Below are 19,329 nucleotides of genomic sequence, written 5' to 3'. Positions count from 1 at the left end.
AAAGTTGTTCCTAGGCCACTCAACTTTCGCTCCGGACTCGGAGTGGGACGATGTGCGGATGGAGGACGAGCAGGAAAGACTCGATCAGGCCAACCGCGGCGACCTCCCATGGCGTATCTGGGGGCCGTACCTGTCGGAGCGGGCTTGGGGCACCGTGAGGGAGGACTACTCAGCTAACGGGGACGCCTGGTCGTACCTTCCCTTCGAGCAAGCCCCGTCCCGGGCCTACCGCTGGAGCGAGGACGGGCTCGGCGGGATTTGTGACCTTGACCAGCAGATTTGTCTCGCTCTGGCCCTGTGGAACGGCGAGGATCCGGTCCTCAAGGAGCGCATGTACGGCCTCACGTCCGAGCAGGGGAACCACGGGGAGGACGTAAAGGAGTACTGGTGGTACCTGGACGCGACCCCCACCTCCTCCTGGCTGGTGTGGCGCTACCACTACCCCCAGGCCCCGTTCCCGTACGCCGGGTTGCTCCATGAGAACGCCCGCCGGAGCCGGCTAGACCCCGAATACGAGCTGATCGACACGGGGGTCTTCGACGACAACCGGTACTGGGTGGTTACCGCCACCTGGGCGAAAGGCGCCCCGGAGGACCTGCTGTGGCACATCCAGGTTCGAAACATGGGGCCCGACGAGGCGACCATCGACGTCCTGCCGACGATCTGGTTCCGTAACACCTGGAGCTGGGACACCCCGGGCGGTGGAACGACCGGGCGTCCGACGCTCACCGCGGAGGACCACCGCACGGTGAGCGTCACCCACCCGGTTCTGGGGAGGTGGCGGCTGACCGGCGCCGGCGAACCTGAGCTCCTCTTCTGCGACAACGACACGAACCTGGCCAAGCTCTTCGGGGCGCCGGGACCGGCTTATCCCAAGGACGGCATCGCCGACCATGTCCTCTCGTCCGCCCCGACCGTGAACCCGCACATGTCCGGCACCAAGGCCGCGCTCCGTTATCGCGTAACGGCACCCCCTGGCGCCACGATGGAGCTGCGTCTGCGGTTCTGGAAGCCCGGAGAGGGCGCCAAGCCGACTCCGACGTCCGCCGAGGGTGACCTGGGTCTGGCATACGAAAAGGTGATGGCCGACCGGAAGTCCGAAGCTGACCTGTTCTATGCGCGGCTCGTGCCGAAAGACGCCACCGCAGAAGAGGCGCTGGTGCTGCGCCAGGCGTCGGCGGGGATGCTCTGGTCGAAGCAGTACTTCCACTTCAACGTCAAAAGGTGGCTGGACGGGGACCCCGCACAACCTCCTCCCCCTGCGGGGCGCGGCCTGATTCGCAACGGGGATTGGACCCACCTCGACAACCGTGACGTGATCTCGATGCCCGATCCCTGGGAGTACCCGTGGTACGCGTCGTGGGATCTCGCTTTTCACTGCGTAGCCCTGGCGCATCTCGACGCCGAGTTCGCCAAGCGGCAGCTGATACTGCTGGGCCGGGAGTGGTTCATGCACCCGAACGGCCAGCTGCCCGCGTACGAATGGAACTTCAGCGACGTCAACCCGCCCGTCCACGCCTGGGCCGCGTTGAGGGTATGGGAGATCGACTGGCAGGCGAGGGCCAGCCGGGACGTCGATGCGACACCAGATTTCGAATTCCTCGAAAGGATCCTGCACAAGCTCCTGCTCAACTTCACCTGGTGGGTGAACCGAAAGGACGCAGCCGGCAACAACCTCTTCGAGGGTGGATTTCTCGGCTTGGACAACATCGGCTTGTTCGACCGGTCGAGACCATTGCCGGTAGCCGGGCGGCTGGAGCAGTCAGACGGAACCGCCTGGATGGCGATGTACTGCTTGAATCTCCTGGAGATTTCGCTTCAGTTGGCCCTGAACGATCCGGTCTACGAGGACGTGGCCACGAAGTTCTTCGAACACTTCACCATCATCGCCCACGCCATGGAATGGCAAGGTCTGTGGGACGACCAGGACGGTTTCTTCTACGACCTAATCGTCCTCGCCAGCGGCCAATCGATTCCTGTCCGCGCGAGATCGCTGGTCGGGGTCGTTCCGCTCTTCGCTGCCACCGTCCTCGATCAGGAGCTCCTCGACAAGCTGCCTGCCTTCTCGCGGCGGTTGGACTGGTTCGTGACCAACAGGTCCCAGTACGCGCATCACGTCTCGCGTTCGAGCACCCCCGGGAAGCCTGGTCGGATCTTGCTCTCCGTGGTCGGCAGAGACCGTCTCGTCAGAGTCCTGTCCCGGTGCGTCGATCCGGAGGAGCTGCTTTCGGATCACGGTCTCAGGTCGCTGTCTCGCTACCACCTCGCGCATCCGTTCACGCTCGACCTCGGAGGATCGACGGCGTCGGTCGATTACGAGCCGGCAGAGTCAACCACGACTCTCTTTGGAGGAAACTCCAACTGGAGGGGTCCGGTCTGGTTCCCGCTGAACTACCTGCTTACGGAAGCGCTCGACCGCTACCACGACTTCTTCGGCGAGGGATTCACAGTCGAACACCCCACCGGATCAGGGACGAAGCGAACGTTGAACCAGGTCTCTGACGATCTTGCTCGGCGGTTGGTTTCGATCTTCCTGCCCGACGCTTCAGGGAAACGGCCGGTGTTCGGGTCCAACCGGCTCATGCAGACCGACCCGGCCTGGCGCGACCAGATTCTGTTCCACGAATACTTCCACGGAGACACCGGCGCCGGGCTCGGAGCCTCCCATCAGACCGGATGGACCGGTCTGGTCCTGGACCTGATCGCAGACCGCCGGCTCGGTGGGCGCCACTAGCCACGGAGTCCACCCAGGCCGCCCCAACGAGCGTCCCGCACCGCGTACAGTCACACCCGATGACTGTCTCTAAGGAAGTGTCCACGGAGGTGGAGGCGGCCATTCGGAGGCTGCTGGCCCGATTCTGCCAACTCGTAGACGACGGCGAGTTCCAAGCCGCGGCCGACCTCTTCTCCGCCGAGGCAAGGTTCATCCAGCTCGGTGACGAGACGGCCGGCAAGGACGCGATCCAGAAGATGCTCGCGAACCAGCCCAACGTAAAGACGCTTCACCAGGTGACCAACGTGGTCGTAAGCAACGGGTCGCACGACGGCACCTATCACTCCGTATCGGACCTGACGATAAATGCCAAGCGAAACGACACCTGGTCACAGACCTTCGCGGGCCGTTATCACGACACGTTCGTCGGTTCCGGTCGGGATATGAGATTCAGTCAGCGGATACTGACCGAGCGCTGAGCTCGGGTCAGTTCACCTTGCGTTCGTAGCCCTCCCAATACGGGGCGCGGAGCTTGAACTTCTGAAGTTTGCCCGTGGCGGTCCGCGCCAGCGCGTCGACGAACTCGACCGAGGTCGGGCACTTGAAGTGCGCCAGACGCCCCCGGCAGAACTCGATTATCTGCGATTCGTTCGCATCCTCGCCCGGACGCAACACGACGAGCGCCTTGACCGTCTCACCCCAGCGTTCGCTCGGTACCCCGATCACGGCCACCTCAGCCACCGCGGGATGCTGGTAGAGGCAGTCCTCGACTTCGACCGAGCTGATGTTCTCCCCTCCAGAGATGATCACGTCCTTCTTGCGATCCGAGATGGACAGGTAGTTCCCGTCGACGATCCTTCCCTCGTCACCGGTGTGAAACCAGCCGTCGACGATGACCTTGTCGGTCTCGGCTTTCTGGTGCCAGTAGCCGTCGAAGACGTGATTGGACCGGGCCAGGACTTCGCCGTCGGGTGAGGTTCGAATCTGCACGCCGACAGCCGGCACTCCCGCGTGGGACAGGCGCTTGCTCAGCTCGGCAGGACCCGATCCGTCCCATTCGCTCCGCCTCCTGTTGATGGTGAGAAGCGGGGACGTCTCGGTCAGGCCGTAGATCTGAATGAACTCCCATCCGAGCTCGGTCTCAACTCTCTCGATGGTCTTGGAGGGAGGGGGCGCGCCGGCCACAACCATCCGAATCTGGTCCCGACCGGGAATCGGCCGGCCAGCCTCTCGGCGGGAACCCGCAGCGTCCAGTACTGCTGCGACCACAGCCGGGGCACCGCAGAGCAGAGTCACCCCGTGGTCGCCGATCCGCCGAAGAATCTCCTCACCGTCGATCTTCCTGACCACGATCTGCGGAACTCCCATCGCGGTAACGGCGTACGGCATCCCCCATCCGTTGCAGTGGAACATCGGGAGAGTGTGCATGTACACGTCACGGTCGCTGACGTTCACATGCCAACCGAAGACGGTCGCGTTGAGCCAGCAGTTCCGGTGGGTGATCTGCACCCCTTTCGGCCGGGCGGTTGTGCCGCTGGTGTAGTTGATGCTCGCGGTCGCGGCCTCGTCCGGATCCCAATGATCCGGCTCCCGCGGTCTACCCGGTCCGACGGGCGAGAAGAGCTCGACGTCGGATGAACCGTTCAGAAGGATGCGGTGCTTGACGTCGATGCCCGCGACGTTGGCCTCTGACTCCGGGTCGATCAGAAGCACCGACGCGCCGGAGTGCTCGACGATGTACCTGATTTCGTCCGGCCCGAGCCGGTAGTTGATCGGCACGAGAACCCGCCCGTAACCGCTCACACCGAAGAACGAGACCATGAACCGGGCAGAGTTCGGGCTCACGATGGCTACCCGATCGCCGATACCCACTCCCATCTCGCCGAGCGTGATCGCCATGCCTCTGGCTCGCGCGTCGAGGTCGCCATAGGTCATCGATCCCATCGAGCCCGGCGTTCCTGGCTCGTCCACGACGGCCGTACGGTCGGAATACACGGTTGCCGCCCTGTCGAGAAAGTCCAGGATGGTCAAGGGCACGTACATGCTCATCCCCCGTAGGTGTGCAGGTCGGCAGCCCTGGATCGGCATGCCTGTAGCCAGAAGATACCCCTACGGGCGTAGGGCTCTCCGAGGCGGCCGCACACTAGTGTCGCGATTCGTGCGAGGCCGCCGGCGACGTCTGCGCGGAACCGCACCTCAGGCGCGCGACGCACGCCGCCAGCTGCAGGTCTTGGTGGTCTCGGCGAGCATGGGAGCGGGCCACGACGGAGCTGCTCGCGAGCTGGCTCGTCGCCTGCAAAGGCTCGGCTATTCCAGCGACGTCAGGGACTTCCTAGAGTCGGGACCGCTCCGGATCGGTGCCGCCCTACGACGGTCGTATGAGATCCAGCTCCGCTACTTGCCCGGCACGTACGAGGCGACCTACCGCATGTGGTTCCGAGCACCATGGTTGTGCCCACCGCTGGCTCGTTTCGTTGCGATCCTGACAAGACGAAGACTCCTGTCCTGGATAGACGATGCAGGTCCGTGCGCCATCCTGTCCACCTACCCGCTCGCCACGCTCAGCCTGGGCGAGCTTCGGAAGACGGGGAGACTTGCCGTCCCGGTTGCGAACTACATCACCGACTTCGGTGTGCATCCGCTGTGGATCCACGCTGGGGTCGACTTGACCCTCACGGTGCACGAAGGCCCAGCCAGGCGAGCCGCCGAACTTTCGGGCATCCAGTCGAACGTCTGCGAGCCCGCAGTGTCCGAAGCGTTCGAGCCGTCTGGTCTACCTTCCCGTCAAGAGTCCCGCAGGAAGCTCGGACTCGACGACCCCGAGCGCGCCGTTCTGGTCGCAGCCGGTTCGTGGGGTGTCGGGCAAGTCGAGCAGACCGTCCGAGACGTCGCGGCGGGAGGCCGGTTCGTCCCGGTGGTGGCGTGCGGATCGGATCGCCGCTTGCGGTCGCGGTTGGATAGAGTCGTCGGGAGGGAATCCATGCGCGCAGTCGTCCTCGGGTGGACGGATGACATGCCCGGCGTCATCGCAGCTTGCGACGTGGTGGTCGACAATGCCGGCGGCCTGACCGCGTTCGAAGCCATGAGGGCAGGTGTACCCGTGGTCAGCTACAAGACCATCCCCGGACACGGCCGAGAGAACGCTGAAGCAATGTCAGAAGCGGGTGTGGTCAGCGGCGCCGCCGACGCCGACGCCTTGTCGCTACTGCTCGACGCGCTGACCCACGCAGGCCCTGCTCGGGCTGCGCAGGTTTCCGCGGCCTCGAAGATGTTCGGACCCGATCCGGCTGAGCTGATCGCGGCGATGGTGACTACGACGCCGGCAGCACTTTTTTCCAGATGAAGCTACGCAGGCTCGCAGGAGGAATGGCGCTGACCGCAGGGGGCGTCGCCTTCGCCCATTCGCTTCCCGGGGTTGTCGCTTGGCGCTCGGCTCGATCGCTACTGCTCCCGAAGCTGTCAGGTGTCGGCCGGGCAGATCACGTTGCTCTCACCTTCGATGACGGGCCCGACCCCGCGTCGACGCCTCTCATTCTCGACGAAGTGGAGCGCCTCGGGTGGAGAGCCACCTTCTTCTGCCTCGGCTCCCAGGTGCGGCGGTCCCCGGGCTTGGCACGTGAACTGGTCGAGCGGGGGCACGAGATCGCCGTTCACGGCGACAATCACACCAGCCACCTCGTCCGTCCCGCGCCTTGGACCATCAGGGACGTCAGAAGGGCAACCGACACGATCGAGCAGGTCACCGGCGTAACACCCAGATGGTTCAGGCCGCCTTACGGAGGCGTCTCCGTCTCGTCGTTTCTTGCTGGTATGCGAATGCAGTTGGATATGGTTCTCTGGACGACTTGGGGCGTGGACTGGCGCGAGGACTCGACGGGCTGGAGCGTCGCCAAACGGGTTGCAGCGACCTTTCGGCCGGGGGCCACCGTTCTTCTGCACGACTCTGACATCACGTCGGCTCCCGGAAGTTGGCGATCCACGCTCGACAGCCTTCCCCTGCTTGCAGAGCAGTGGGGCCAGCAGGGCCTGACGGTCGGGCCTCTCTCGGAGCACGGCGTAGGCGGATCGGGCTAGGGCCGCCTCGTGGCGAAGACGACATGCATCGCACTGCGCACGCGTGCCGGAATACGGCGAAGTGCGGTTGTCGTGGCCGCGGTAACAGCTTTCGCCGGTTGCGGCGAATCGACCGCGCTCCACGGGCGTCAGGGGCCCACCTTGGAGGTCGTCGCGGCTTCTTACCCAGTTGCTCAGTCCGTCGACCTGATCGGTGAGGGAAAGGCCCACGCCACAGACCTGGTGCCCCCCGGCTCAGACCCGTTCGCATTCCGACCGAGTTCGGCGCAGGACGCAGAGATCCAGCAAGCCGGTCTGTTGATCCTTGCCGGCCAGGCGGTTCAGCCCGCGTCCTACTCAGGTTCGGGTGCTGCGAAACAGAAACTCGACCTGGGAACGGTGGCTTCCGAGCCCTACTACTGGCTCGATCCTCCGGCCATGCGCCAGGTGGTGCCGGCCATAGAGGCCGCAATGGAACGGGCCGATCCCGGGGATGCCGGTGCATTCAGGGCCGGCGCACGTGCGCTCGAGGTGGAACTCGACTCGACCGCTATCGACTACCAGAGCACTCTCTCGACCTGCCCGAGGCGGACGATCTTCGCGGCGGATGACGCGTTCGCAGGTGTGGCGCAAAGGTACGACCTGGACTACCACAGTTTCGGGCACAGCTTCGGGCACAGCTTCGGGCACAGTCTCGGGGACACTCTCGGGACGTCCGCGACGCCCGACCCCGCCAAGATCTCCGGCGAGTCGGCCTCGGTGAGGGCGACAGGGGCGACTGCGGTGTTCGCTGAAACCTGGGTACCTGCGCAGACGGTGACGTCGGTCGCCGCCGCCGCTGGTGTCAAGGTGCGAACACTCGACACCCTCCTCGGTCCACCTCCCGGTGGGTGGCCTCGGCAGGCGACGTACATCAACCTGCTCGAGTCCAACCTCGGCCGGTTGAACGACGCGTTGGGGTGTGCCGGTTCCAGCAGCGGCCCGTGACAACGCCTCTCGCGCAGGTAAGCGAGTGGGCGCCGTTGGCGGCAGCCGGTGTGGTTCGCCGCGGGATGGACCAGGGTCCCGCCGTCGTCGCTTCGCACGGGGACACGAGAAGGACGTTCCCCTGGGCGTCGGTCACCAAAATCCTGACTGCGATGAGTCTTTGGATCGCCACCGAGGAGGGCACGGTCGGCTGGGACGATCCGGTCGGACCGCCCGGGGCAACACTCGCGGACCTGGTGTCGCACGCCTCGGGGCTCGCCCCCGACGACGATCGACGTCTAGCACCACCGCGGACCCGGAGGATCTACTCGAACCGGGGAATCGAGCTTGCTGCAGCCCACCTCGCTGAACGCTCCGGAATGTCGTTCCCCGAATACATGACGACAGGTCTGCTCGACCCGCTCGGTCTTGACGGTGTGCGCCTCGACGGTTCACCGGCTCACGGAGCGAGCGGATCCCTCGCGGACCTCTTGGCCATCGGGGCCGAATTACTGGAACCGACAGTTGTGAGCCGATCAACGCTGATCGAGTGCACACAGGTGGCGACGCCCGGCCTGTCGGGCGTGCTTCCCGGGTTCGGACCCCAACAGCACAACGACTGGGGACTTGGAGTGGAGATACGCGATCACAAAGAGCCGCACTGGACGGGACACCGGAACTCCCCGTCGACCTTCGGTCACTTCGGCCAGTCCGGATGTTTCCTCTGGGTCGACCCGCGGCTCGGTCTGGCCCTTGCTTTGCTGACCGGGCGCGGGTTCGGCCCCTGGGCTGAACAAGGCTGGTCCGAGTTCTCCGACGACGTGATCGCCGAATACCGGACCCCTGATTACACAACCGACGGCTTCGAGCCGCCCGGCTAGGACTCCGGAGGCCCCGCCAGCTCCCGGAACGCAGCAAGAGCGCGAGGAGCCCACACGGTCCCCGGGCCACCGTTCATCAGCACCGCCACGCCCAACGCTTCAGCCACCTCCACCTCGGTCGCGCCTCGCCTGGCGGCGCCGCGGGCATGAGAAGCGATGCAACCGTCGCACTCGCGTGTCACTGCGATCGCCAGAGCAATGAGCTCCTTCGTCTTGGACGGTAGGGCGCCGTCGGTCATGACCGCGCGCTGCATGTCCGCATAAGCCCCGATGACGTCCGGGATGTGCTCGCGAAGCTCGTGGGCGGGTTCCCTCAGCTCACCGAGGACCTCGTTGGGGTGTATCACCTGGCCTCCTTGCCGTCGAGTACAGCAAGATTGTCGCGTCCGCTGGTATATCGGTGACTACATCGAGCCGATCAGCGGCGTGTCTTCGCACCAGACAGCTCAGAGTCCCGCTCGGTCAACTAGTTTCGGTAGTTATGGTTTCCCGGTTTCTGAAGCGAGACAAGGTCGACGTGCTGTCTCGCCTGCCTCTGTTCGAGGCGTGTTCGAAGCGTGATCTGAACCAGATCGCGTCCAAGACCGTCGAGATGGACCGGCCGGCCGGGACCATCCTGACCCGGGCTGGCCGCGACGGCGGGCTGATGTTCGTGATACTGGAAGGAGAGGCGGAGGTCGAGAAGGACGGCACCGTCCTGGGACGGCTGGGCCCCGGCGACGTGATCGGTGAGCTTTCACTAATTGATGGTCAACCCAGGTCCGCGAACGTTCGAGCGATCACCGACATGAAGGTTCTGGAGCTGGCACAGGACGACTTCCAGTCCCTGGTCGACTCCTCGCCGAAGTTCGTTCAGAGCCTGTTGCGATCGCTGTCTCTTCGAATCCGTGACATGGACTCGCGCGAACTAGGAACCATTCGCTGAGGTAGGCCGCTGGGCGGCGTCCGCGCTTTCGGCGATCAGCGCCTGGATCTCTTCCTCACCCCGTGCAGCGTCCACCATCTCGTCCATACTGATCGGGCCGACCGAACTCCCAGCCAGGAACTGCTTGACGAGTGCGCGCTCGCTGGTGAACATCTCGCTCGCCGGCCCGAAGCGGACGAGGCTCGAGCGGTAGAGCATGCCGATGTAGTCAGCGGTTCGTTTCACCGACTCGATGTTGTGAGTGATTATGAAAAATGTGCAGCCGGTCTCCTTCTGAACCGAGATGACCAGCTCGTCGAGGTACGCGACTCGGACCGGGTCGAGTCCGGAATCGGGCTCGTCAAAGAAGACAATCTCGGGATCCAGGATGAGAGCCCTGGCCAGGCCGGCGCGCTTCCGCATGCCCCCCGAAACCTCCGCAGGCAGCTTGTCGAGGTGGGCAACCATGCCCACCATCTCGGCCTTCTCGAGGACCAGGGCCTTGATCTCCTTCTCCCCCTTGTTGGTGTGCTCGCGCAGAGGAAACGCGATGTTGTCGAATATGTCCATCGACCCGAACAGCGCCCCGTCCTGGAAGAGGACGCCGAACTTGCGGCGGATTCGCAGCATCTCCTTGTTCGGGATCCCGACGATCGGTTCTTCGTCGATGTAGATCTGCCCCTCCTCGGGCCTCAGCAGGCCAATGATGTTCTTCAGGAGAACCGATTTGCCCGTCCCGGACGGGCCGAGCACCGCGGTGATCTTTCCCCGAGGCACATCGAAGGTGATGTCCTTCAGGACGGTGTGGTTGCCGAAGCGCTTTGTGACCCCCCGCAGAGAGATGACGGGATCCGGGACCGTCGTGTGCGACCGGTCCTGCAAGCCCGTGGGGGATATAGCCACTAGTTCCTCCTTGCGGCTTCGGTGTCCGCGTGTGCGCCGGCTGGGAAAACCGCGCTACGTGCAGGATATTCGGGTTCGGAGAGGCAATTCCCTCACGTGCGGGAGAACCTGATTCCGGACTCCCTCGAGGCACCCGCGAGGCTCCTTGCTGGCCCACGAACCGTGTGGTTGTCTCTTCGCCGTGGGCACCGTTGGGACGATGCGGACAAATCGGTGAATCTGGGCAACAGGCCATGACCGTCGACATGGCCGCCGCGCCCGAACCCGGGGAGCAGCGGGCCTCGCTAGACCGGCCTCGGCCGGGGGTGTCGGAGCTGATCGCCGACTCGACTCGAAAGGCTGCTCGGGGTTTGGAAGACGCGGCCTTGGGGGGAGTGCGATCGTTCGGGGCGCTCGTCGCCCTGGTGCTCGACACGATCGTGGCGTCAATAAGCGCAATCCTTCACGGGCGGTTCGCGGTGAGGGAATTCTTCGAGCAGGCCTGGTTCCTGGTTTCGGTCTCGTTGCTCCCGACCCTTCTGATAGCCCTTCCGTTCGGCCTCGTCCTCGTCCTGGAGGTCGGCAGCCTGGCCAACAACATCGGCGCTCCGTCCTTCGTCGGCGCCGTCGACGCGGTCGGCATCGTTCGGGAAGCGGCACCCCTGATCGTCGCGATCGTCCTCGCTGGCGCGGGTGGATCTGCAGTGTGCGCCGACCTCGGGGCACGGACGATCCGGGACGAGATCGCCGCGATGCAGGTGATGGGCCTGGACGAGGTCGAGCGCCTCGTGGCGCCTCGAATGCTGGCAATGGTCATCGTGTCCGTTCTACTGAATGGGATCGTCGCCATGGCCGGGATCATCTCGGGATACATCGCCGACGTGACCGTGCTGCACGGGTCGGCTGGGGGTTTCCTGAACTCCTTCACCACGTTCGCCCAGCCTCAGGACATCATCGAATCGGAGCTGAAGGCGGCCGTCTTCGGCGTGCTCGCTTCGGTGGTCGCCGCCTACAAGGGCCTCAGCGTCAAGAAAGGCCCGTCCGGCGTGGGTGAGGCCGTAAACCAGTCCGTTGTCGTCACGGGGATCTCCCTCTTCGTCGTCAACCTGATCCTGACCGAGATCTTCCTCGTCTTGGTCCCGCCCCCGTTCGTGTGATGGCGGTCTGATGGTCACTCCCGCCAGCGCTCTCAGAGGAACCCGCACGCGAGGTGTGAAGCTCGCCAACTCCGTCGTGGGCCAGTTCGCCATGTTCGGCGAGATGCTGGTGTTCTTCCTGCGGGCTGTCGTCGACGTCCCCCTGGTACTTCGCCGCTACCGGAAGGAGTACTTCCGTCTGCTTGGTGAAGTGACCTTCGGCGGCCGGATCTTCGCGATCGTGGCGAGCACGGTCGTCGTCGCAGCTCTTCTCTCCGCGGTGGTGGGTGTGCAGCTCGCGCTGGAGGGCTATCAGGGACTGCAAATCATCGGACTCGGTCCGCTTGCCGGCTACCTGTCGGCGTTCGCGAACACCCGAGAGCTCACTCCGCTCCTGACCGCGTTCGGATTGGCGGCGCAAATGGGCTGCAGGTTCACATCCGAGCTCGGGGCCATGCGAGTCACCGAAGAAATCGACGCGCTCGAAGTGATGAGCATCCCTTCGCTCGCCTATCTGGTCACCACGCGAATGCTCGCCGCCCTGACCGTCGCTGTACCGCTGTACTTGGCGGCACTGGCAGGGGCTTATCTGGCCACTCAGCTGACCGTCATCGCCGTCGCGCAACAGGGCTCGGGCACCTACCTCCACTACTTTCACGAGTTCCTCACCGGGCGGGACGTCCTCCTTTCCGTTCTGAAAGTGGTCGTGTTCGCGGTCCTCGTCACGGCGATCCACTGCTACTACGGGTTCAACACGAAAGGCGGTCCGGAAGGAGTCGGAAGGGCCGCGGGCCGGGCGATCCGCGCGAGCGTCGTGTCGATCGCGGTGTCGGACATGCTCATGACCGTTCTCTTCTGGGGAACGTCGAGCCCGGTAAAGATCACGGGTTAGGGCATTTCTGTGAGCGCCGAAGTTTCCGCCACCCCTCGTAGACGGCGTCTGAGCCTGGAGTCGATCCAGGAATCGCGGCCCGCGCGTGCCCTGTTGGGTCTGTTGCTCGCGGTGGCCGTGGTCGCGGCCGTGTACGCGATCATTCTGGCTTTCACCGGCCACTTCACGAGCGTGGTTTCCATCGACGCTCAGATTCCATCGGGTAGCAACGCGATCGGCGTCGGAGCACCGGTGCAATACAGGAACGTCACGGTCGGAAAGATAGCCAGCGAGGCGCAGGCACCGAACGGCACGATCGTGGTGCATCTCGACTTCTACCCGAGCCGAATAGTGAACGTCCCGAGGGGGGTCCAGGCGCAGGTCGCCCCTTTGTCCATCTTCGGGAATCAGTACGTCGACCTGGTTCCGCCCGCGACGATCGGCGCTGGCCACCTGGAGGCGGGCGACTCGATACCGGCGTACGGCGGGGAGCCGTCGACTTCGCTCCAGGGAACGGTCACTCAGCTCTACGACCTGCTCAACGCCATCCATCCGGCCGACCTCGACACCGCGCTCACCGCGTTTGCCACGGCGTTGAACGGCGAAGGAGAGAGCCTCGGGAAGGCTCTCGACGCCGCGTCCCAGTACACCGGCAAGACGATCGAGCCCAACTTGGACACGATCCAGGCGGACTTGCGGCTACTGGTTCCGGTCAGCAGCCACCTCGCGGCTGCAACACCGGACCTGCTCGGTTTGCTCGCCAACTCAGAGACGACCGGCGCCACCATCACGAACCAAGCCGCGGACCTTCACACGCTTCTCGCGACCGGTCAACTCGCGACCGGTCAACTGGCGCGCGTGTTCTCGACCGAGCAAACCGACCTGATCAACCTCATGAACCAGTCAGGGCCGCTACTGGGCGACGTGACCTCCAATCCGAACGAGCTGTCCTTGACTTTGTCGGGGCTGAGCCAGTGGGCGGCGGCATGGGCAGCGGCGGAGTCACACGGGCCGTACTTGTCAGTGACTGCGAACCTTCCCGTCGCTGACATCAGCTCCGGCATCAACGCCGCACTCGGCTACAACAACCCATCCTCCCTCGCCGCCGCGCTGGGTCCCGACTTCAATCCCCAGACCTACACGTCGGCGAACTGTCCGGCGTATCCGGGCGCGACCAATCCTTACTGCGGCCGCGGCGGAAGTCCCGCGGCGTCGCCCGGTCAGCCGTCGAGCGTATCCGCGAGCGACGTCGGCCTGAGCTCAGGTTCGAGTGTCGCGGCCGGCCCGACCAACTCCACCCAGCGGCAGACGTCCTCTCCCGCCGGCGGTTCTGTAGCCGCGGCAGACAGCTATCCCTACGCAGAAGAGCTGAACGCGATCGAATCCATCGCCTCCGCACTCAACGGCGGAAGGCCCCCCGCCTCTCCCGGCGTGGCCGCGCTCCTTCTGTACCCCCTGTTCGCCTCTATCTCGGGAACGTCGTGAACCGGCGGTACCTCTCAGATCTCATCAAGCTCGTCATCTTTGTCGTGGTGGCGGTGATCATCACCATCAGCGTCGTCGCCACCCTTCTCGACGTAAAAGGCGGCTCCGGCTACCACGCGATCTTTGCAAACGCGACGGGTCTGGAATCCGGCGATACGGTACGTATCGCAGGGGTGGAAGTCGGCAAGGTCAACGGGGTAAGCCTCGTAGGCGACCGGGCCAAGGTCGATTTCTCGGTGTCGAGCTCCCAACACCTCACCAGCACCACGACAGCGTCGATCCAATTCGAGAACCTCCTGGGGCAGCGATACCTCCAGATCTCCGCGGGCACATCGGGAGGCGCCCGGCTCAGGCCCGGGGCGACCATTCCTATCTCGAGGACGAGGCCAGGGCTGGATCTGACAACTGTCTTCTCTGGCTTCCAGCCCCTTCTCGCTGCTCTCGACCCGAAGCAGGTCAACGACCTGACCGGCTCGATCATCCAGGTGCTCCAAGGCGAATCCGGGGCTGTCGGCAACCTGGTGAACGAAACGACGGTCCTGACTCAGAACCTGGCATCTCGGCAACAGGTCATCGACCAGATTCTCGACAATCTCACCCCCCTATTGACGAGCGTCAACGCGCACGACACCCAGTTGTCGGACCTGATTACCGGCCTGAACTCACTGGTTACGGGTCTGGCCAACGAGCGCGGAACCGTGGGTGACGCGGTGACCGGATTGAGTCAACTAGTCACCAACACCAACAACCTCCTTCAGAACGTCCAGCCCACCCTCGATCAGGACCTCTCCGGCCTGCAGGGTGTCACCGGCGAGCTACTCAGCAACCAGACGCAGCTCTCTGCGGTCATCCACAACCTGCCCGGGCTTCTGTACGCCCTCGACAAAGTGTCCAGCTCTGGCAACTACCTAAGCGTCTACATCTGCGACCTGACCCTGAACGTCAGCAACCCGATCAGCGTCAAGCTTTCTCCTACGGTGCCGCAGTCCCCCGGGCTTCCCGTTCCGGTGGGCGTCATCGGCGACGAGTCACAGCACACGAGGGTGTGCTCATGACCAGGAGCGGGTCGTGAGGAAATTCAGGGAGCTCAACCTTTACGCGATCGCGGGCATCTCGACGGTCGTGCTCGTGATTGCGGCGTATCTCGCGCTGAACTTCTCCAAACTCCCTCTGATCAGCAGCCAGAAGACCTACAAGGCCGATTTCGCCAACGCTGTCGGTCTCGAAAAAGGAGATGTCGTCACGGTTGCAGGCGTGCGAGTCGGGGCGATCACCGGCCTCCAACTGCACGGGTCGGTCGCCCGGGTGACCTTCAGCGTCAGCGGGGGCCCGCGCCTCGGCGATACAACCCGGATCGACGCGAAGGTGCTCAACCCGGTCGGAGTCGAGTATCTCGAGCTGACCCCTGACGGTCCCGGCCACCTCAACGCCCCCATCCCGCTCGACCGAACCAGTGTGGCGGGCACCCTCGTGGGCGACCTCAACCAACTAACGACTCAGACCCAGCAGACGAACATCCCGCAGCTGGTCCAATCGCTGCAAGTCATCACCCAGACCCTCGCCGCCAACACGCCTGCGGAGACCAAGGTTGCGATCGACGGTGTCGCACAACTCTCCGCCGTGTTTGCCGCCAAGCAGACCGAAGTCGCCGACCTGATCGCTCAAACGGGACGGCTCACGTCCACCCTGAACTCCGACACCAACCAGCTGGTCAGCCTGCTCAGCGAGGGTGACATCGTCCTTCAGGTTCTAAACCAGCGAAAAGCGGCGATCGACAACCTTCTATCGACCACGACTGCGCTGACCCAACGTCTCAACCACCTGATCCTTGACGACCGTTCGGTGCTCGACCCACTTCTGGCGAACCTGCAGTCGGTCTCCGCGACGCTCGCTCATGACAGCAACGATCTCGGCAGAGCGATCCCGCTGCTGGCCGCGTTCTCGCGCTACAGCGCCAACGTCACCGGCTCTGGCCCGTTCGCCGACGTGGTTGCCCCCGGGCTCGTCATTCCCGACAACCTCGTAGCCCAGTGCGCGAAGGTCGGGGCGCTCGACCCGCAGAGAGGGTGCCGAGCGTGAACCGCCTGATCGCGCGAGCAACCCCGCTACTCGCTGCAGCCGCGGCGACAATCATCGTCGCCGCCCTCGCGTTCGTCGTAGTCGTCGGAGGCGGTTCCACCAAACCGATCTCGGCGGAGTTCGCCGAAGCGCCAGGCCTCTACGCCGGAAACCACGTCGACGTACTTGGGATTCCGGTCGGATCGGTCACCGGTGTCAAGGCCGAACCCGGCTACGTCGTCGTCACCATGCAAGTCAGGTCGGATCTGAAGATCCCGTCGGACACAAACGCCGTCATAATGGCGCCGACAGTTGTGGCCGACCGGTTCGTCGAGCTGACACCCGCCTACACCGGTGGCCCAGTCCTGGCAGCCGGTTCGGTGATACCTCTGGGCCGGACCGCGATCCCCCAGTCGGTCGACGCGGTGTACGCGGCGTTGAACAACCTTGCCTATCAACTCGGCCCCAACGAGGCCAACAAGAGCGGCGCGCTCACCGATGTGGTCCACCGTCTCGCCCTTCAGTTCGGGAACGCGGGTCCGGACTTCAACTCTGCGGTCGTGAACGTCAGCGGCGCCCTGCACGGCTTTGCCCAGAACTCGAGCCAGTTGACCGACCTTCTCAACAATCTCGGGGACCTGAGCAAGGCGCTCGCCACCAACTCCGGCACTTACGCGTCATTCACCAACGATCTCGCCGCGGTGAGCCAGATACTCGCGAGCGATCGCGGGGACCTGGCGTCAGTGCTGTCGTCGCTGCAACAGCTCTTCGCCAATCTGACCTCGTTCATCCGGGCCGACGGCTCGCATCTAGGGTCGAGCATCAGCGATCTGAGCACGTTCGCCAACAGCCTGGTGAGCCAGCAAGACGCCCTCAAGAAAATCCTGGACCTGTCGCCACTGGACCTCCAGAACCTGGACAACGCCATCGACAAGGGAGCCTCGGGTGGCCCCGCACTGCGCGGTCGGTACGACGCGGTTGCCTCGACCCAGCAGCTGTTCAACCAGGTCTGCGGCAACTCGGCGCTCCGGTTCCTCGTGATCCTCGCGACCGGCACTCAGACGAACCCCCTGACCGTGGCGACCCCCGTCGACACGCTCTGCGGAATCGGCAATGCCCTCAACGCCCTGACTCCCCCGCCAGGCGCGTCACCCGGACCGAACCTCACACTGGCAGCGCTCACGTCATGAAGCTCACGTCATGAAACAGGCGCTACGACTAGGCCCCGCAAACCACAGACTGGCAGGCGCGCTGGTCGCGCTCGCTCTGCTGGCGTCCTCATGCGGACTCAGCCTCCAGTCGCTGCCCAAGCTCGGCGGAGTCTCCGGCCCCACGTACAAGCTGACCGCATCTTTCGGCAACGTAGTAAATCTTCCCGCCAACGCCCAGGTGAGGCTCGGGGCGTTCTCGGTCGGATACGTGTCGTCCATCGGACTGAAAGACTTCCAGGCGGTCGTGACCATGAGGATAAAGGCGAGCGTCAAGCTTCCTCAGGGGACGAGCGCAGCCATCCACTTCGACACCCCGCTAGGTGAGGACTTCGTTCTCCTGGAACCCCCCGCACCGGCACCTCCCTCGTCGCAGTATCTCGCCGATGGTGCGGTGATACCGGAGTCCGAGACGAGCACCGCTCCGAGCGTCGAGGACGCCTTCGCCGCCCTCGGCGCCCTGCTCAACGGAGGCGGGATAGACCAGCTGCAAACGATCGTCACCCAGACCAACCTGGCGTTCAACGGCAACCAGACTCAGATTCGGCAATTGTTGGAATCGCTGAATGCCACCGTGACCTCGTTCGCGCACAACACTCCAGCGGTCGACAACGCCCTGACCGCGATATCCGGCCTCTCGCAGGTGCTCAACCAGGGACGGAACACGATCACCAACGGCATTGCATCGTTAGGCCCGGCAGTGGCAGTGCTAGGTCAAGAGAACCACGACCTGGCCAACCTTTTGACCCAGCTCGACTCCCTCAGCGGGGCCGCCAACAACATCATCCAACAGAGCGCTACCGGCACAGTCGCGACGCTCAAAGGACTGCAGGCCTTGATCGGGCAGCTCCTGTCGGTTCAGCAGCAGTTGGGTCCGGCGCTCGACGCGGTGAACAGCTTCGAGACCAACACCCCGAACATCGCTCCCGGCGACTACGCCCAGCTCTCCATTCAGTCGACTATCGAGGTGCCGCCTGTACCGTCGAATGCTCCGGCCCTTCAGAAGGTTACTGTCGACCCGCCGGAGAGTGACCAGTCTTACGACCGCTCCGCCATTGCCACGCTCATCGAAGGCGGCCTCCCGTGAGCCGTTCGATACTCACCCGCATCATCGCGCTGGTCGTCGTAACCCTGCTGGGGCTCTACTACATCCTCTTCGACGCGGTTGGGATCAAGCTGACCAACCAGCCGTACACCATCCACGCGGTTCTAACGACGGGGGGTGGGATTTACCAGGATGCAGGGGTCGCATACCGCGGTGTCCAGGTCGGCAAGGTCACCGGCCTCCACCTGGAGCCGAGTCGCGTCGTGGTGGACATGGCGATCCGCCACGGGGTAAAGATCCCCGCGAACGTGACGGCGAGCGTCAAGGAACTCACCGCTGCCGCGGAGCAGTACCTCGATCTCGTGCCCGCCGCGATGGACCCCCCGTTCATCCAGGCGGGCTACACCATCCCCGAGGATCGAACGAGCGTCCCTGTATCGATCGGCCAAGTGCTCAATACGGTCAACACGCTGGTCAGCAGCCTGAGCGCTTCAGATCTGAACACGCTCAGCCGGGCTCTCGCCGAAGGGCTCCAGGGAGCCGGGCAAGACCTCCGCTCGATCATCGTCGACGGAAGCACGCTCCTTCAGGCCCTGCAATCCGCGGCTCCCGGGACGGTTAACCTCATCAATTCGGGCAACACGGTCCTATCGACGTTCAACCAGACGAGCGACAACTTCGCGAGCTTCGCCCACAACCTCAACCTGCTCTCGCAACAGGTGGCCCAATCCAACGGCGACCTGATCAAGCTGCTTCAGAACGGCGCGACCGTCAGCACCACCGGAAATCAGTTCCTCACCCAAAACGCACAACCGATCATCGAGCTACTCCAGGAACTCGGAACCTTGAGCAACATCAGCTTCGAGCGCGAACCGGCCTTCCAGGCCCTGTTCCAAGTGCTTCCCTTGTTCGCTCAAGACATCGCTTCAACTTCCACCAACGGACAGATCCGCTTCGAGCTCACCTTCAACTACGACCACCCCGTTTGCCCGTACAGCGCGACGATGGTCGAACCGACCTCTCTGGTCGTCCAAGCCGACCTGACCCAGAACTGCGGGCACCAGGCCTCCGACCTACTCCAAAGAGGCGCCGACAAGGCGCCGGCACTACCCCAGGGATAGTAATGA

General features: G+C 64.2%; 18 protein-coding genes. 15 read left to right on the top strand and 3 right to left on the bottom strand.

All coding sequences use genetic code 11. The annotated features are described in order from the left end of the window. Positions 1 to 58: 58 nt before the first annotated feature. Positions 59 to 2,734: a hypothetical protein gene (locus VFZ97_02370; GenBank protein HEX6392256.1), complete on the top strand. Its 2,676-nt coding sequence runs from the start codon at positions 59 to 61 to the stop codon at positions 2,732 to 2,734. Positions 2,735 to 2,793: 59 nt separating this feature from the next. Next, entirely contained in the window at positions 2,794 to 3,192 is a 399-nt protein-coding gene (locus VFZ97_02365) for a nuclear transport factor 2 family protein (GenBank protein HEX6392255.1), read from the top strand. Between the two features lie 7 nt (positions 3,193 to 3,199). Here the strand turns inward: VFZ97_02365 and VFZ97_02360 are convergent, their stop codons facing one another. After that, on the bottom strand, positions 3,200 to 4,756 hold the full coding sequence (locus VFZ97_02360) for an AMP-binding protein (GenBank protein HEX6392254.1): 1,557 nt from the start codon (positions 4,754 to 4,756) through the stop codon (positions 3,200 to 3,202). Between the two features lie 115 nt (positions 4,757 to 4,871). On the opposite strand from VFZ97_02360, the gene VFZ97_02355 reads away from it, so the two are divergent. From VFZ97_02355 to VFZ97_02340, 4 genes are read left to right on the top strand one after another with little or no spacing between them, the layout of a single operon-like run. Beyond that, positions 4,872 to 6,056, top strand: a complete 1,185-nt coding sequence (locus VFZ97_02355; protein HEX6392253.1) for a glycosyltransferase — start codon at positions 4,872 to 4,874, stop codon at positions 6,054 to 6,056. Further along, a complete protein-coding gene (locus VFZ97_02350; GenBank protein HEX6392252.1) occupies positions 6,053 to 6,787 on the top strand; it encodes a polysaccharide deacetylase family protein in 735 nt (244 codons plus the stop codon). Before VFZ97_02355 ends, VFZ97_02350 begins: the two co-directional genes overlap by 4 nt. Positions 6,788 to 6,796: 9 nt before the next feature. Next, a complete protein-coding gene (locus tag VFZ97_02345; GenBank protein ID HEX6392251.1) occupies positions 6,797 to 7,753 on the top strand; it encodes a metal ABC transporter substrate-binding protein in 957 nt (318 codons plus the stop codon). Then, on the top strand, positions 7,750 to 8,613 hold the full coding sequence (locus tag VFZ97_02340) for a serine hydrolase domain-containing protein (protein ID HEX6392250.1): 864 nt from the start codon (positions 7,750 to 7,752) through the stop codon (positions 8,611 to 8,613). The genes VFZ97_02345 and VFZ97_02340 overlap by 4 nt, the downstream gene beginning before the upstream one ends. Here VFZ97_02340 and VFZ97_02335 read toward each other — a convergent pair. Further along, positions 8,610 to 8,960: a carboxymuconolactone decarboxylase family protein gene (locus VFZ97_02335; GenBank protein ID HEX6392249.1), complete on the bottom strand. Its 351-nt coding sequence runs from the start codon at positions 8,958 to 8,960 to the stop codon at positions 8,610 to 8,612. The two genes, VFZ97_02340 and VFZ97_02335, sit on opposite strands and share 4 nt — an antisense overlap. A 134-nt stretch (positions 8,961 to 9,094) precedes the next feature. Between VFZ97_02335 and VFZ97_02330 the strand changes: the two genes are divergently transcribed. Beyond that, positions 9,095 to 9,538, top strand: coding sequence for a cyclic nucleotide-binding domain-containing protein (locus VFZ97_02330; protein ID HEX6392248.1), 444 nt, complete (start codon positions 9,095 to 9,097; stop codon positions 9,536 to 9,538). On the opposite strand, the gene VFZ97_02325 is transcribed toward VFZ97_02330, so the two are convergent. Then, positions 9,521 to 10,420 (bottom strand): ABC transporter ATP-binding protein, encoded by a 900-nt coding sequence (locus VFZ97_02325; GenBank protein HEX6392247.1) that lies wholly within the window; start codon positions 10,418 to 10,420, stop codon positions 9,521 to 9,523. The two genes, VFZ97_02330 and VFZ97_02325, sit on opposite strands and share 18 nt — an antisense overlap. A 233-nt stretch (positions 10,421 to 10,653) precedes the next feature. Between VFZ97_02325 and VFZ97_02320 the strand changes: the two genes are divergently transcribed. Genes VFZ97_02320 through VFZ97_02285 form a run of 8 tightly spaced genes read left to right on the top strand, consistent with a single transcriptional unit; the run spans position 10,654 to position 19,323 of the window. Next, positions 10,654 to 11,556, top strand: coding sequence for an ABC transporter permease (locus VFZ97_02320; protein HEX6392246.1), 903 nt, complete (start codon positions 10,654 to 10,656; stop codon positions 11,554 to 11,556). A 10-nt stretch (positions 11,557 to 11,566) separates the two neighbouring features. Next, a complete protein-coding gene (locus VFZ97_02315; GenBank protein ID HEX6392245.1) occupies positions 11,567 to 12,427 on the top strand; it encodes an ABC transporter permease in 861 nt (286 codons plus the stop codon). Between the two features lie 9 nt (positions 12,428 to 12,436). Beyond that, positions 12,437 to 13,891 carry an MCE family protein gene (locus tag VFZ97_02310; GenBank protein HEX6392244.1) on the top strand — a complete coding sequence of 485 codons (1,455 nt, stop codon included), beginning with the start codon at positions 12,437 to 12,439 and terminating at the stop codon, positions 13,889 to 13,891. Then, positions 13,888 to 14,946 (top strand): MCE family protein, encoded by a 1,059-nt coding sequence (locus VFZ97_02305; protein HEX6392243.1) that lies wholly within the window; start codon positions 13,888 to 13,890, stop codon positions 14,944 to 14,946. The genes VFZ97_02310 and VFZ97_02305 overlap by 4 nt, the downstream gene beginning before the upstream one ends. A 13-nt stretch (positions 14,947 to 14,959) precedes the next feature. Further along, positions 14,960 to 15,970, top strand: coding sequence for an MlaD family protein (locus tag VFZ97_02300; GenBank protein ID HEX6392242.1), 1,011 nt, complete (start codon positions 14,960 to 14,962; stop codon positions 15,968 to 15,970). After that, positions 15,967 to 17,139: an MCE family protein gene (locus tag VFZ97_02295; GenBank protein HEX6392241.1), complete on the top strand. Its 1,173-nt coding sequence runs from the start codon at positions 15,967 to 15,969 to the stop codon at positions 17,137 to 17,139. Before VFZ97_02300 ends, VFZ97_02295 begins: the two co-directional genes overlap by 4 nt. Positions 17,140 to 17,149: 10 nt before the next feature. Further along, a complete protein-coding gene (locus tag VFZ97_02290) occupies positions 17,150 to 18,244 on the top strand; it encodes an MCE family protein (GenBank protein ID HEX6392240.1) in 1,095 nt (364 codons plus the stop codon). Further along, positions 18,241 to 19,323: an MCE family protein gene (locus tag VFZ97_02285; protein ID HEX6392239.1), complete on the top strand. Its 1,083-nt coding sequence runs from the start codon at positions 18,241 to 18,243 to the stop codon at positions 19,321 to 19,323. The genes VFZ97_02290 and VFZ97_02285 overlap by 4 nt, the downstream gene beginning before the upstream one ends. The last annotated feature ends 6 nt before the right edge of the window (positions 19,324 to 19,329 follow it).

The organism is Acidimicrobiales bacterium, assembly GCA_036378675.1.
GTDB lineage: Bacteria > Actinomycetota > Acidimicrobiia > Acidimicrobiales > Palsa-688 > DASUWA01.
This window is presented reverse-complemented; position numbering and strand designations above follow the sequence as displayed.